Origin of the sequence: Seleniivibrio woodruffii, from assembly GCF_004339245.1 — a bacterium.
In the GTDB taxonomy this organism is placed as follows: domain Bacteria; phylum Chrysiogenota; class Deferribacteres; order Deferribacterales; family Geovibrionaceae; genus Seleniivibrio; species Seleniivibrio woodruffii.
In genome coordinates, this window is sequence record NZ_SMGG01000005.1 from 1 (window position 1) to 15,000 (window position 15,000).

The 15,000-nt window shown below is 48.2% G+C and carries 10 protein-coding genes; 6 read left to right on the forward strand and 4 right to left on the reverse strand.

All coding sequences use genetic code 11. The annotated features are described in order from the left end of the window. Positions 1-442: 442 nt before the first annotated feature. Positions 443-3,088: an aconitate hydratase AcnA gene (gene acnA / locus C8D98_RS09655; RefSeq protein WP_132873947.1), complete on the reverse strand. Its 2,646-nt coding sequence runs from the start codon at positions 3,086-3,088 to the stop codon at positions 443-445. Positions 3,089-3,191: 103 nt separating this feature from the next. Here acnA and C8D98_RS09660 point away from each other — a divergent pair, with 103 nt between their 5' ends. From C8D98_RS09660 to C8D98_RS09670, 3 genes are all read left to right on the forward strand, one after another. Then, positions 3,192-3,653, forward strand: coding sequence for an SRPBCC family protein (locus C8D98_RS09660; RefSeq protein WP_132873948.1), 462 nt, complete (start codon positions 3,192-3,194; stop codon positions 3,651-3,653). A 54-nt stretch (positions 3,654-3,707) separates the two neighbouring features. After that, positions 3,708-5,546, forward strand: coding sequence for a GGDEF domain-containing protein (locus C8D98_RS09665; RefSeq protein WP_132873949.1), 1,839 nt, complete (start codon positions 3,708-3,710; stop codon positions 5,544-5,546). 83 nt (positions 5,547-5,629) lie between these two features. Then, a complete protein-coding gene (locus C8D98_RS09670) occupies positions 5,630-7,270 on the forward strand; it encodes a putative manganese-dependent inorganic diphosphatase (RefSeq protein ID WP_132873950.1) in 1,641 nt (546 codons plus the stop codon). Between the two features lie 199 nt (positions 7,271-7,469). On the opposite strand, the gene C8D98_RS09675 is transcribed toward C8D98_RS09670, so the two are convergent. Then, entirely contained in the window at positions 7,470-9,074 is a 1,605-nt protein-coding gene (locus C8D98_RS09675) for an ATP-binding protein (RefSeq protein ID WP_132873951.1), read from the reverse strand. Positions 9,075-9,171: 97 nt separating this feature from the next. Further along, entirely contained in the window at positions 9,172-9,465 is a 294-nt protein-coding gene (locus tag C8D98_RS09680) for a hypothetical protein (protein ID WP_132873952.1), read from the reverse strand. Positions 9,466-9,570: 105 nt separating this feature from the next. On the opposite strand from C8D98_RS09680, the gene C8D98_RS09685 reads away from it, so the two are divergent. Then, positions 9,571-11,268 carry a response regulator gene (locus C8D98_RS09685; RefSeq protein WP_132873953.1) on the forward strand — a complete coding sequence of 566 codons (1,698 nt, stop codon included), beginning with the start codon at positions 9,571-9,573 and terminating at the stop codon, positions 11,266-11,268. A gap of 694 nt (positions 11,269-11,962) precedes the next feature. Beyond that, entirely contained in the window at positions 11,963-12,634 is a 672-nt protein-coding gene (locus C8D98_RS09690) for an HAD hydrolase-like protein (RefSeq protein ID WP_132873954.1), read from the forward strand. A gap of 61 nt (positions 12,635-12,695) precedes the next feature. Here the strand turns inward: C8D98_RS09690 and C8D98_RS09695 are convergent, their stop codons facing one another. Beyond that, a complete protein-coding gene (locus tag C8D98_RS09695; RefSeq protein WP_165871272.1) occupies positions 12,696-13,016 on the reverse strand; it encodes a hypothetical protein in 321 nt (106 codons plus the stop codon). A 554-nt stretch (positions 13,017-13,570) separates the two neighbouring features. Here C8D98_RS09695 and C8D98_RS09700 point away from each other — a divergent pair. Then, a complete protein-coding gene (locus tag C8D98_RS09700) occupies positions 13,571-14,929 on the forward strand; it encodes a methyl-accepting chemotaxis protein (RefSeq protein WP_165871273.1) in 1,359 nt (452 codons plus the stop codon). Positions 14,930-15,000: the final 71 nt, after the last annotated feature.

Below are 15,000 nucleotides of genomic sequence, written 5' to 3' on the forward strand. Positions count from 1 at the left end.
GAACCCGCAGGGTGAAGAATCTCTGCGTTTGAGACTCTTCGGCTATGCCTCAGAGTGACGTGGCTTACCTTGTGATAGTTGCCGAATAGAGTGACCAATATTTTACGTCACTGCGAGGGCTTTAGCCCGTGGCAGTCTTCCAATTTCATATAACCCGCCGCTTTGGTAAGTTCTACACTCGGGAGTTTCGTATTTCCCCCTTTAATAAAGGGGGACTAAGGGGGATTTACATTCCGGTTTTCCACACGTGGAAGACTGCTTCACTTCGTTCGCAGTGACGGGAAACCACATTTGCTTTTTAGAACCGAGCAGTTCAAGGCGGACGATGAAAAATTGACGAGCGTATATTGAAATACGTGAGGATAATTTTTATGAGGACAACGAAGAAATGCGAAGCGTTATAAAAAGCAAAAAAAAGGCGGGGTTAAAAACCCCGCCCTGCTTACTTAGCCATATTCCTCAGCACATAAGGCAATATGCCTCCATGCTTAAAGTATTCGATCTCGATCTCGGTATCCAGTCTGCACATGACATCAAACTTTATCTCTTTGCCGTCGGGCTTTTTAGCCGTAACAGCGAGGGTGCATCTGGGTGATACCTTGTCCACACCCACGATATCATATGTTTCCGTGCCGTCCAGTCCCAGCGATTTCCAGCTTTCGCCGTTCTTGAACACCAGAGGCAGAACGCCCATTCCCGCAAGGTTGCTTCTGTGGATACGCTCAAAGCTCTCTGTTATAACAGCTTTTACGCCGAGAAGAACCGTACCCTTCGCCGCCCAGTCACGGGATGAACCGGAACCGTATTCCTTGCCGCCCAGAATAACCGTGGGTACGCCCTCTTTGATATATTTCATTGCGGCGTCATAGATATACATATCTTCGCCGTCAGGCATGTGCTTGGTGAAGCCGCCCTCTTTGGGTTCTGCAAGTTTATTTGCGATCCTGACGTTGGCCAGTGTTCCACGCATCATCACCTCATGGTTTCCGCGTCTTGCGCCGTAGGAGTTGAAGTCAACGGGTTTTACTCCGTTCTCCTGAAGATATCTGCCCGCAGGGTAGTCCGCAGGGATGGAGCCGGCGGGTGAGATGTGGTCGGTGGTGATGGTGTCGCCCAGCAGGCACAGGGGCTTTGCGCCCTTGATATCTGTGGGTGCAACTGGTGTCAGGCTGAAATTCTCGAAGAACGGAGGTCTTCTGATGTAAGTTGATTTTGCCTCCCAGTCATAGATGCTGCCTTTGACTGTGGGGAGTGCTCTCCAGTTCTCGTCTCCGTCCAGAATTTCGCTGTAGCGTTTTTTGTACTGCTCGTTGCTGACGCACTTGTTGACCAGCGCCCATATTTCATCGTTAGAGGGGAAAACATCCTTCATGAAAACGTCTTTGCCGTCTTTTGACTTTCCGATGGGATCTTTATAGAGGTCGATGTCCATTGTTCCGGCCAGTGCGTAGACCACGACGAGCATGGGTGAGGCCAGATAGTTCTGGCGAACCTGAGGATGTATCCTCGCCTCGAAGTTTCTGTTGCCCGAAAGAACGGACGCAACGTTCAGTTTATTCTCTTTAACTGCCTTTTCAAGTTCGGGTCTAAGGGGACCTGCGTTACCGATACAGGTTGTACAGCCGTATGCGGCGAGGTTGAAGCCGAGCTTATCGAAGTACACATCCACACCCGCCTCACGCAGATAGTCTGTCACCACCTGAGAACCGGGGGCAAGGCTGGTCTTCACATATGGCTTGATGGTAAGCCCCAGTTCAACTGCCTTTTTGGCAACCAGACCTGCGCCTATCATAACATAGGGGTTTGATGTGTTGGTGCAGGATGTGATGGCGGCGATAACAACGTCGCTCTCTCTGAGGGTGACTTTTTTGCCGTCCAGTTCAACTTCGACGGTTCTGGGAGCGGCAACCTCTTTGGCCACCGTTTCCTTAACTGCATCCAGCGGAACGTGCTGATGGGGCTTTTTGGGACCTGCGATGCATTTTTTGACGGTTGAGAGGTCAAGCTCAAGCACCTGAGTGTATTCGGGTTCCTGCGAATAGTCGTTAAACAGCAGGTTTGCTTTCGTATAGTTTTCAACAAAGTCCGCAACGTCGGCTCTGTTTGTGTTGCGCAGATAGCGCAGGGTCTCGTCGTCCACTGCGAAGAAGCCCATGGTTGAGCCGAACTCGGGAGACATGTTGGAAATGGTTGCTCTGTCGGGCAGAGTGAGTGATTTAAGACCGGGGCCGTACACCTCAACAAACTTCTCAACAACTTTCGCCTTGCGCAGAAGCTCTGTGATTGAAAGAACAACGTCTGTTCCGGTGATTCCCTCTGCTATTTTGCCTGTGAGTCTCAGACCGATAACTTCGGGAATAGGCATATAATAGGGCTGACCGAGCATGACCGCTTCCGCCTCGATTCCGCCCACGCCCCAGCCCATAACGCCGATGGCGTTGATCATGGTTGTGTGTGAATCCGTGCCCACGAGGGTGTCGCAGTAGGCCGTCATTTCGCCGTGGACTTCACCTTTCAGAACCACCTGACCGAGGTATTCAAGGTTCACCTGATGGCAGATGCCTGATTTCGGGGGAACGATGCGCATGTTGTTAAAGCTGGCCTGAGCCCACTTAAGAAAAGCATAGCGTTCGCCGTTGCGCTCATACTCCAGCTTAACGTTCTTATCCAGTGCATCCGCCGTTCCGTAATAATCCACCTGAACGGAGTGATCGACAATGAGGTCAACGGGAACAAGAGGGTTGATGAAAGAGGCGTCTTTGCCCTTTTCCACCAGAGCGTCACGCATGGCGGCGAGATCCACCACGCCGGGAACGCCTGTGTAGTCCTGCATAATCACCCTTGCAGGGTGATAAGGTATTTCATAGGGCACTGCATAGGACTTTTTCCACTGGCCAAGCTCCTTAACAGCGTCCTCCTTAACTACCTTTCCATCGAAATTTCTTACGAGGTTTTCAAGTAAAACTCTTATGGAGAATGGAAGTTTAGCGATGTCGGCAACTCCGGCATCACGAACTTTCTTAAGGTCGTAATAGGCATATATCTTTCCGCCAAACTCAAAATGACTTCTGAATTGCTCTCTGTTCATCTTCGTCTCCTTGTTTATTTTCCGAAAGTATATATAATTTTACTATCATTATCAGAAGACGCAAATGAATAAGATAAGTTTTATGAAATTTTAAGAGGATAATTTGAAGGCTCACCGCTTAACAAGGACACAACTGCTCCCCATATCCATTATTGAGGCATGGAATTTCTTCTCATCCCCTATGAATCTGGCGGATATCACTCCCGAATGGCTGGGGTTTAAAGTTATGTCAGAACCGCCCGCAAAGATGTATGAAGGGCTTATAATTCAGTACAACGTGACGCCCATGATGGGGCTTCCGCTGTGGTGGGTCACCGAGATAACCCATGTCAGGGAGCCTTTTTTCTTTGTGGATGAACAGCGCAAAGGTCCTTATGCCATGTGGCACCACGAACACCACTTCGAAGATACCGCAGACGGAGTTCTCATGACGGATATGGTGCATTACATCCTGCCCCTCTCAACCATCACTCAGCCTGTTCTGGGCGGCTATGTGGCAAAAAAGCTGGACGAAATATTCGACCACCGATACAGGACTCTGGAAACCAGATTCAAGACTTTATAATTTATTTAACAACATCTGACAATTACATAACATTTTCCCACTATTTATGGCAGTATGTTAAAGACACTGGAACTGCCCTCCATCTGGCAGAAAAGACTTTTACATCTCGAACATGCATTTCAGCCCATAATCAATCCCCTCAGCGGCAGACTGTTCGCCGTGGAGGCACTTCTGCGGGGATGGGACAAGGCCGGGTTTGAAAGCATCTTCGACCTGTTCGACACGGCGTTTTCCGACGGCGTGCTCCTTCCTCTTGACATAGAGCTGAGGCGCAGGGCAGTTGAGAAATTCACCCGCATCCACCACCACAAAAAGATCAAGCTTTTCTACAACTTCGACGTGCGCATCACCGACATGGAGGACTACAAACCCGGAGTTTCCGGCCGCCTTATGCAGGATATCGGGCTTGATCCCGGAGTCTTCTGTTTCGAGATAAGCGAAAGGCACAAGATAAACGACAAACACATGAACTGCCTGCTGAACAGCGCAAAGACATCCGGCTGCCGCATAGCCATTGACGATTTCGGTTCCGGATTCGCAAACTTCGAGCTGTTCTATTTCAGCGAACCGGACTACATAAAGCTGGACAGGTTCCTCATCTCCGACATCCACAAGGACGTGCGCAAGCGCAAGTTCTGCTCACATATAATAAATCTTGCACATTTCTTCGGAATCAGCATCATAGCCGAAGGCATAGAGACCGAACGGGAGTTCCTCTCATGCCGGGATATGGGGGTTGACCTCATTCAGGGTTACTACGTCGCCCGCCCGTCACTGAACACCGACGACATGCTCCAGCTGTACAGCCACATTGAGGCACTTTTCGCCGGAAACAGACGACTGAACACACAGGATGCCCATCTGGTGAGCAACGAGATGGTATACATCGACCCCATAGACATAGGCGGTTCCGTTGAGGAGCTTCTGCACAAGATAAGCCTTAAGCCCGACCTGAACTTTGTCCCCGTGGTCGACGCAAACCTGATACCCGTGGGAATAATCAGCGAAACAGATCTGAAACAGTACCTCTATAAGCCATACGGAAAAGAACTGCTCTTCAACAAGAGCCACACGCCGTCCATCAAAAAATTCATGAAAAAATGCCCCATCATAGAGATAACCATCCCCCTTGAGCAGATGCTGGAGATATACGTTGCCAACCCCGAATCCGAAGGCATCATCATCACAAAAGACCTGAAATATCACGGTTTCATGACCGCCCAGTCACTGCTTAACACCCTGAACGAAAAGAACCTCGCCTTTGCCAGAGACATGAATCCGCTGACCAAACTGCCCGGCAACAGCCTTATCAACAACTATCTGAACAAGGCATACAGGGACGAGGACAGTTCATATGTCTTCATATACTTCGATTTCGACAACTTCAAACCCTTCAACGACCGTTTCGGCTTCCGTCAGGGCGACAGAGCCATAATGCTGTTCACCGAAATAATGCGGGAGCGCATAACCGAATCGGGTTCGTTCATCGGACACATCGGCGGGGATGATTTCTTCTGCGGAGTCTCCTTCAGAGCGGATGATCCGGAGAGCGGAGTAAACGTCATGGCTGTCATAAACACCGTCATACACGACTTCACCGATGCCGCCGCCAGCTTCTATGACCCAGAAGAGGTGTCGGCAAAAAGCTATGCCGGAAAGGACAGGGACGGAAACGAGCGCCTGTTCCCTCTGCTGTCTGTCAGCGCAGCCATAATAAGGCTTCCCGAAGGCAAAAGGGACTACACCTCCGACGACCTCAGCAACACCCTTGCGGTATTGAAAAAAGAGGCGAAAAAGTCAACGACTAAAACAGCTTTCATAGATCTCGGTTCGGAAAACAAGGTGGACACACGGATAAATATGCTTCTGAAGCACGCCATTAACACAATTTGATTGCGCACAGCCCTTGACAACCTGTAATATTCAACCTATAAAACCACACCAAATCAGTATTCCGGCATCTTCACGAGGTCAACATGTCAGAAGTTATTATCGTCGGCCACAAAAACCCCGACAGCGACTCCGTCTGTTCCGCATACGGCTATGCACAGCTTAAAAACCGTCTGAACGACGGGTTCCGATATACCCCCGCACGCTGCGGAAACCTGAACAAACAGACCAGATTCATCTTCGAGCGTTTCGGTGCTGAAGTTCCTAAGTTCATAGGCGACGTATACCCGAAAGTTAAAGACGTTATGACACACAAGGTTATAGCAATCGACGAAAACGACCCCATAAAGGGAGTTCTGCGCAATATTGATGAACTGAAGATCCGCATAACGCCTGTGACCACCGGCGGCGTAAAACTCTGCGGAGTCATCAGCATCCTCGAAATTGCACATTTCTTCACACCCGAAGACCCGTCACAGCGTCCGGTCTATCTTTTCAGAGGCTCGAACTTCGAAAAATCAGTTAAAGGATACACCCACATCAGGGGCGAAAAAGAGGAGCTCGAAGCGGGATTCATGATAGGTGCGATGCCCTACGACAGGTTCGTTGAGCGCATGGAGAACGTTGACAAATCACGCACCCTGCTCATTGTGGGCAAGCGACGTGACATAGTGGAATACGCCATCAGCAACGATCTGCCCGCAATCGTCCTTACAGGAATAAGGGGCGAGAGCGATATGGATTTCGACTTTTCCGGCTACAAAGGCTGGGTTTACGTTTCCGAGCTGGACACAGCGGAGACCCTGCGCAACCTTCAGCTCAGCATACCCGCAAAAGCCTTCATGAAAGCCGACATCCCCGAGCTTTCCGCCGAGGACTATCTGGAGGCGGCAAGCAACGTTCTTATGAGTGTTGACCACAAAGGCCTCCCCGTAACCAGTGACGGCAGACTGATAGGCATTTTCACCCGCTCGGACATCATAAAAAAAGCTCAGAAAGAGCTTATTCTGATGGACCACAACGAGCTGACACAGGCGGTTGACGGTGCGGAATCCGCAAAAATCGTTGAAATAGTCGACCACCACAAACTTGGCACAATAAAAACAAAAACACCCATACATTTTTTCGCAAAACCCGTGGGCAGCACCTGCACACTGGTATATCAGCTTTTCAGAATAAACGGACAGGAGGTCGACAGGATCACTGCGGCAATTCTGCTGTCGGGAATCCTCTCCGACACCGTAATTCTGAAATCACCCACAACCACCTCTCAGGACGAGCAGGCTGTTAAAGAACTGGCGGAGGTAGCCGGACTTGACTACACGGCATACGGGGTTGAGATGTTCTCGTCCACCGACAGCCTAAAGGCAAGAGACCCCAGAGATGTCCTGAACACAGACTTCAAGATATTCAGCGAATACGGAATAACTCTGGGCATCGGTCAGGTGGAGGTTGTGAACCTCGAAGAGCTTGCGGATGCGCAGGAATCACTCCTGAAGGTAATCGACGAGCTCAAGAACGAGAAGGGGCTGAACTGGTGCATGCTTCTGGTGACAGACATCATCAAAGAGGAATCGGTGCTTCTGACCAGCGGCTACGAGGCCGCCGAAAAACTGCTGGCATACAAACACATAGCACCGAGAAGATTCTCTCTGCCCGGCGTGCTTTCACGTAAGAAACAGCTTCTGCCGGAGATTCTCAGGGTTCTGGAAGACATAGCGTCTTAAAAGGCAACTGGATATTGCGTCATTGCGAACCTGCCAAAGCGGCGGGCTGTCTGGATTTGGAAGACTGCTTCACTGCGTTCGCAGAGACGGGATATATTTACGTCATTGCGAACCTGCGCAGCAGGTGTGGCAATCTCAACTTGTTTTGCAACAGCCACAGGCATAAAGCCCCCGCAATGATGCTGAAACTATAAAAATATCAAAGATAAGGCAGGCTGATGGTCATAACGGTGCCGACGGGCATTGAAGCGGCTGTCAGTCTGCCGTTCATATGCTCCTCAACAATAACCTTCGACATATAAAGTCCGATGCCCGAACCGCCGGCTTTGGTTGTGAAATACGGATCGAACATCCGTTCCGCAATATCACCGCTGATTCCGCATCCGTTGTCGGTGATGTATAGATTAAGCCTGTCTCCGGCCTCTTCAACCTTAAGGGAGACTCTTCCGTCGCCGGACTCCTTCTCTATGATGGCATCCACAGCATTGTTCAGAATGTTGATTATCACCTGCTTGAACTCCGCCGGAACACCCCTGAGTCTTATAAAATCGTTGCTTTCAAGCACCTGCTGAATATTGTTCTCGTCCGCATGAAGGTTCCTTGCGCCTGCAAAACAGCTGAAAGCCAGAGAAACCCCGCTGTTCTTCATTCTTGCGCTTTGCAGGGTGATAACCTCGCCGAGCACCCTGAACACGGAGAAAATCTCCTCCTCCTGTCCGGAGCGGAAGAAACTGCTCAAATCGTCCATTGTCTTTGAGATGGTCTTTATGAGAGCCATGGAGTCCACCGTCAGCTCTTTAATGTATTGCTCGTCCAGTTCGCCTGCGTTGTATGCGTCTTCAAGGTCTTCAATGTTAATTCCCAGAGCCGAAAGGGGCTGCCGCCACTGGTGGGCTATGGCGCTTATCATCTGCCCCATGGCCATGAAGCGTGACTGCTCGAAAATTATCTGTTCGTTCTTTCTTCTCTTGTCCGTCTCTTCGGCCACAGCCTTCGCCAGCTCAATATTCACCAACTCAAGCTCTTTCTGTTTTGCTATCAGCTGTTTCTCAGCTTCAAGCTGATCTGTTATATTGTGGAAGATGTGGACTATACTGCCGGACGGAAGTCTGTAGAGATAGCTGTTGAACCAGCCTCTGATAACATCGTCCTCGTAGTACATTTTTTCGTTTTTAAGGGGCTGTCCTGTCTCCTGAACCTGCCTCAGTGCCTCCAGAAAGCCGTATTCCTTTGCGTTTTTGTAAACGGCCGTCATTGGGCGGGACACAAGGTCGGTTCTGTCCCTTTTCAGCAGAGTGCAGGCGGCGTTGTTCACATCGGTGAAGATATATTTGCTGCCGAACTCTATCAGGTCGTAGATGGCGACACCGCTGGACATGTTGTTGAAAAGCTCGCGATATTTCAGCTCGCTCTCTTTAACAGAGGTATCGTTACGGAATTTGTGCAGTGCCAGCTCAATTGTCGTTTGCAGGGTGCCTTCGTCAAACGGTGTGTAGATGTAGCCGTAGTGGTTGGTCTTCATGGTCTGATAGAGGGTTCTGCTGTTGATGGCTTCTGTGAAATAGATCACGGGAACAGAGAGCTCTGTCTGAATCAGGGAGACTTTGGCTATAACGTTTCTGTCGGCGTTCACAGTCATATCGACTATGAGTGCATCAGGCATATAGGCCTTAACCTCTTCTGCGATATCGGAAGAACGCAGACCTATAACACGGACGCCGTACATCAGTCCTTTCAGGGCTTTTTCAAGATTTCCGGTGGCATCCTTTTTGGATTCCACAATCATAATGTTTCTGCTTTTCATATATGTTCCGATTTAGCCCAAATTACCGACAAATACAATATTAAACTGACCAAAATAATCACAGACAGAAAAAAAATGCATCAATATTTCAGTATTCCTAAAATTGACGAACGTTGAAAAACTTGATCAGATTCAGGTCGCAGAGCAGGCTGTACAGTTTTTTATCGTGCACCTTCAGCGACAAAGATATTCCGTCCCTGTGTATAATTTTTGTAAAGAAGCCTATGATAGAGGAGTTTATCGACATCGAATCGGTTATTTCGATTGTCAGCTCCTTTTCTCCGGATGCTATAAATTCCGTGAGCCTTCGTTTCAGCTCGACATAGTTCTCAATTGTTTTGACATCGCCTCCGAGGCGCATAACATTTGGTTCAGGAAATTCAACAATCATCATATTCCCCGGCAGCGGTTATCACTTTTTCTTTTTTTCATTTGTAATTATAAACTGAAATTGATAAGATTTCATCAAAATAAAAATGTCTTATTACGGATAGATATGAACGAAATCAGCATTATGACCGACCTGATGCGGGAGCTGACGGTTCTATGTGTGGATGATGAACCGCTGGCACTGGAATACCTGGGCGCAAAACTCGCCCGCAGGTTCAAATCCGTTTTAAAAGCATCCGACGGCACAGAAGGTCTGGAAATGTTCATCGCCCAGAAGCCCGATCTGGTCATAACCGACAACAGAATGGGTTTCATGGACGGCATCGACATGATCAAAGAGATCCGCAGGATCAATGCCGACGTGCCTATCATCCTTGTAACTGCATACACAGAGAAGGACGCTCTGGTTGAGGCGATAAATAACAACGTCACCCAGTTCCTCTCAAAACCTATAGACACTAAAAAGCTGACACAGGCCATTGAGAAATCAATGCAGTCGTTCGTAAACCAGAGACTGCACGAAACAAACCTGCGTCAGGAACTGGAACTGCTGAAATATCAGGAGAAATACCACTCCCAGCAGGAACTTAACGCATTCAAAAAAGAACTTAGCCTTATCCAGAACGATCTGTTCCTCGAAAAATTCGGACTTAAGAACTGCTACGGCGACGAATACAGCGTTTATCTGAACATCTTCTACAAACCGCTGGATATCCTCAGCGGCGATATATACTCAATCAGAAGGCTGGATGACGGTTCGCTGTTCATATTCCTTGCGGATTCAATGGGCAAAGGGCTTTCGGCATCGGTAACATCGATCCTGACCTCCGCCTACATGAATCACATCATAGACACTGAAATGTCTGTGGTGGTGGGGCCTTTAAGAAACTCGGTAAAAATATTCAATAACTACATAAGAAGCATCCTTCTGGATGACGAGATACTCTCAATAACATTCCTGAAAATAGACTTTGCCAAAGAGAAGATGGAGATAGCCAGCTTCAGCTCCCCTCCTGTCTATGTGAAGGACAGAGACGGCAACGTTGAGATAATCAAATGCAACAACCCGCCCCTGACGAAATATATGACGGATTTCTGCACGGACGAAACCGACATAAGGGACGTGTTGGGCATAATGGTCATAACCGACGGGCTTTACGAATGCAGAAGCCACGAGGGCGAAACCATGGTGGACAAGGTCACCGACGGTTTTAAAGCATCGGCAATGAAGACCGACTTCCACAAATACGTCGGCAGCCAGATGGCCACTCCTGAGGACGATATATCGTGCATCCACATCCTTAAGATTGATGAGAAACTTAAGGATGAGCGTGTATTTGAGTTCGAATCCAGCCTCAAAAATGTCGGCAGATCCATTGAATGGGCGGAAACCTGTTTCACAGAGATGCAGAGCGACTTTGAAACCATGAACATGCTCACGCTGGCATTCACCGAGATGGTGATGAACTCCTTTGAGCACTCTGTTCTGGAGCTGGACAACAGACAGAAATATCAGATGATAAATCAGGGCGTTTATGACGATTACATAGCCGCCGCATCATCGGAAAAGAAGATAAAGACCACAATAGGCATTCAACACCTCTGGGACAAGACCGCCATAGTAATCCGTATCGAAGACGAGGGCACGGGATTCAACCCCCATATCCTCAAAACATGGATGTATGACAAAGAGAAGAGCGACGGCAAAGGCATAAAGATATCACGACGTATCACGGACGAGATCTATTATGCCAAAGGCGGCAGGGAATCGATAATCATCAGGGTTCTGGAAGACCATTCATAAACAGTTCAAGAATGAGATTCTTCGTTACACTCACTAGTTATTATTAATTGCCGAATAGAATGACGTTAACCGTACAAACAACGTCACTCTGAGCGCAGCGAAGAGTCTCAAACAGAAGAGAGATTCTTCACCCTACGGGTTCAGAATGACAATAATTACTTTTGCCGTCATCCTGAGGCTTACGCCGGAAGACTGCGTTCGCAGTGACGGGGATTTTACGTCATTGCAAACTCTGCAAGAGTGAAGCAATCTTCCAACTACAGAGCTATCTTAAGTGGCGGTTTATCTATACACGGAAGACTGCCACGGGCTAAAGCCTTCGCAGTGACGGATACATATTCCCATTCGTTTTTTAGAGTCAAGCAGTTCAAGGCGGACGATAAAAAATTGACGAGCATACATAGAAGTATGTGAGGATAATTTTTTGAAGGACAACGAAGAAATGCGCAGACTATAAAAGACGAAAATATGGAATGGCCGCCTGCTCTGACGGCCATCAACATAAGGGGACTGTGTGAGATTAAAACGTAAACCCTGCTGCTCAATTCAGGGCTTACGCCTGATTTAATGATACACCCCTGAAATAATAAAACAAGTCTTTTCTTTGTTTCATTTTTCAAACATTATCTCGCTTTTTTTCATGAAACGCCAACAATTTCCTTGTCACATCCGTCTGTTAATGTATAAAAGACCTATGAAACTGAACATACTTTTCGATCTGGACGGAACACTGACAGACCCGTCCGAAGGCATCACCGGATGCATTGAATACGCATTGAACAGGCTGAACGTCCCCTGCCCGCCCCGTGAGCAGCTTAAAAAATATATCGGCCCTCCCCTCTGGCAGGCGTTCGCAGAACTTCTGAACACCACCGACAAGGCAGAGGCTGAAAACGGTGTATGCATCTACCGTGAGCGGTTCTCAACGATCGGTCTCTTCGAGAACACCGTGTATGAAGGCATAACAGACGCTCTTGAGGCGATCACCGCCGCCGGACACACACTTTTCATCTGCACATCCAAACCGAAAGTATTTGCAGACAGGATAGCCGACAGGTTCGGCCTCAGCCCGTTCTTTAAGCAGATATACGGAAGCGCACTGGACGGAAAGCATGTGGAAAAGGATATGCTGATAGCCCACCTGCTGAACACCGAAGGGCTGGATACCGGAAAAACAGTCATGATAGGCGACAGAATTTACGACATCAAAGGTGCTCTGGCAAACGGGATAAAGGGTTACGGGGTAACTTACGGTTTCGGAGAGAGGGAAGAGTTTGACGGTGCGGCCGGTATTTTTTCAAATCCCGCAGAGATAGCGGCATTTTTCGTACAAAACCCCTCTGCACCGGAAAACGGACGGGAGTGAGTCGTCCGCAGCGGTGCAGAGAAGTTATATCAATGCCGCACAAAACGGCAGTGAGAGCGTATTAAACGGTTCTCGTCTTCGTGAACTTGTCGTTTATGAACGCAGCAAGATCTGCCGCGATCATGTTTATGTTGCCGACATATGTCAGCGAATCTTCACCGGAAAGGTACAGGATCTCCTCTCTGGAGAGTCTTGTCTTTTCGAACTGGTTAACATAGGCCAGCTCTCTGTCTGTCCAGCGCTCGAAAGTTGAAAGGCTCAGGAGCGTGAAGTGTTCCTTTTCGATGATGAATCTGGCGAGGACAACGAGTTTCTCTTTCTGCAGTCCTCTGTCAAAAACCCTGAAAATGTCTCCAACGCAGTACATAGCTTGACTGTGCATCATAACCTCATAGCGGGCTTTGCCCGTCATTGTTGTGTAGCTTCAATTAGAATTATAAAGACTGTATCTGTTTCCGCAAGCAAAAGTTTTTTCTTAATTAATAACTTCTTTATGAAATCCCCCTTCGCTTTCACAAACAATGCAACGGAATGAAAAAAATATGCATGCTCAATATCTTCCGAAGAGGCATGAAAGAAAAGATGTTTTATTCATGAAAAATCGTCATTAAAAAAAATTATAGCGGCGCATAATTTTAACATACACCGAACAGATTGCTGATTTACAGTAATGATATCCGCAATGGGTTTATCCAATGACCATAATATAGTCACTGCTGATTAAAAATTGGATAGCCGGAAAATGTTTATCGTTTAACAATAAGTCTTTGCGGCTTCAAAAATCAATCCAGTACAGGGATACGCCCCATTGTAACAAATAAAACAATCCGGCTCTTTTTTGGCACAATCATTGCAAAACCTACCAAAAGCAGGAGGACGAATATGTGGGGAACGTCTAACAATTATTTCAATAATTTATTTACAAAGCTCGACAAAATGATTAACAGCGGACTGAATCTCAATCTCCGTTTCGAAAATTCCGGCAACAGTCTATGCTCCAAAACCGGCGATGCGCTGAACCGTCTTTTTGAGAGGATACAGACCTCGGTCTTCGACATCTCCTCCGCCTCGGTAAAGCTGTCGAAAACCGCACCTCTTCTGGAATCTGCCGCACACACACTGAAAGGTGCATCGGTTGCTCAGGCGGAACAGGCAATGCAGATTGCCGCCGCATCACGACAGCTCTCGGCAACCGTTGAGAATGTCACAGGAAGCACTGTGGAGGCATCAGAATTTTCATCAACAATAATAAAATCCGCAGATGCCGCAATGCAGAAGAGCAAAAGCTCTTCGGACACCATGCAGGAGGTTAAAAAGCAGGTCACCGAACTTCAGAACCAGATGCGTTCAATGGAGGAATACTCCAAAAGCATCGGTTCCATCATGGAGATGATCAAAAAAATAGCTGACCAGACAAACCTCCTCTCCCTTAATGCTTCAATAGAGGCGGCAAGAGCAGGAGAGATGGGCAGAGGCTTTGCGGTTGTGGCAACCGAGGTGCGCAAGCTGGCAGAGCAGTCCATGGAGGCCACTGACGGGGTGGAGAACATTCTGAACAGCATCCGCTACAGCATAATGTCCTCCAGCAAGTCCGTGAACGACGTTCTCAAGTCAGTGGACGAGAGCGCCGACATCAGCTGTGAAGCCGTGGTGCTTCTGGAAAGCGTTAACCTGAGCATAGAAAAGCTGGATGAAAGGCTGAACATGATAGCTTTGGCAGGCAAGGAGCAGGAGGAGACCGTACGCAGTGTTGCGGATTCCATTGAGCAGATTGCAGTGCAGGCTGATGAGCAGTCCGGTCTGGCATCCCGTCTGGAGGATATCGTAAACACCATAAACGGCGGTTGCGACGATCTTTTGATGGCTGTGGGCAAATTCAGGCTTAAAACACACGAAAAATCCGCACAGACAGCTGAAACAGCGGCGGCGGCAAGAGAGATACAGTCCATGGACGGATACGCCATGGAAAATTTCCTGAACGGTTTCATCTCACGCAACAGCTTCATAGAGCTTGCCTATGTCACCGACAGCAGAGGAAGGCAGATTTCGCCCAACGTCTGGAATAAAGCCGTTAAGGATTCCAACGACCGCTCCGCAGTGGGTTCCGACTGGGGCAGAAGGGACTGGTTCAGCATTCCGGCCAACACGGGAGAAACATATATCAGCGACATATACCGCTCGGTAGCGTCAAACAGTTTCTGCTTCACCGTTTCAGTCCCAGTGAAATCTCCCGAAGGAACTTTAAGGGGTGTTTTCGCAGTGGATATCAACTTTTCCACGATGCTTGACATCTGAAAATTAAAAATTTGACATATCTCAATTGAAACTCACCGAAAATAGTGCGATAAAATAGTAGCGGGCCGATT

What these genes read in the sequence shown, in the direction of transcription:
- acnA (WP_132873947.1), bottom strand. Translation starts at nt 3,088, where the DNA reads ATGAACAGAGAGCAATTCAGAAGTCATTTTGAGTTTGGCGGAAAGATA.
- C8D98_RS09665 (WP_132873949.1), top strand. Translation starts at nt 3,708, where the DNA reads ATGTTAAAGACACTGGAACTGCCCTCCATCTGGCAGAAAAGACTTTTA.
- C8D98_RS09670 (WP_132873950.1), top strand. Translation starts at nt 5,630, where the DNA reads ATGTCAGAAGTTATTATCGTCGGCCACAAAAACCCCGACAGCGACTCC.
- C8D98_RS09675 (WP_132873951.1), bottom strand. Translation starts at nt 9,074, where the DNA reads ATGAAAAGCAGAAACATTATGATTGTGGAATCCAAAAAGGATGCCACC.
- C8D98_RS09680 (WP_132873952.1), bottom strand. Translation starts at nt 9,465, where the DNA reads ATGATTGTTGAATTTCCTGAACCAAATGTTATGCGCCTCGGAGGCGAT.
- C8D98_RS09685 (WP_132873953.1), top strand. Translation starts at nt 9,571, where the DNA reads ATGAACGAAATCAGCATTATGACCGACCTGATGCGGGAGCTGACGGTT.
- C8D98_RS09690 (WP_132873954.1), top strand. Translation starts at nt 11,963, where the DNA reads ATGAAACTGAACATACTTTTCGATCTGGACGGAACACTGACAGACCCG.
- C8D98_RS09695 (WP_165871272.1), bottom strand. Translation starts at nt 13,016, where the DNA reads ATGCACAGTCAAGCTATGTACTGCGTTGGAGACATTTTCAGGGTTTTT.
- C8D98_RS09700 (WP_165871273.1), top strand. Translation starts at nt 13,571, where the DNA reads ATGATTAACAGCGGACTGAATCTCAATCTCCGTTTCGAAAATTCCGGC.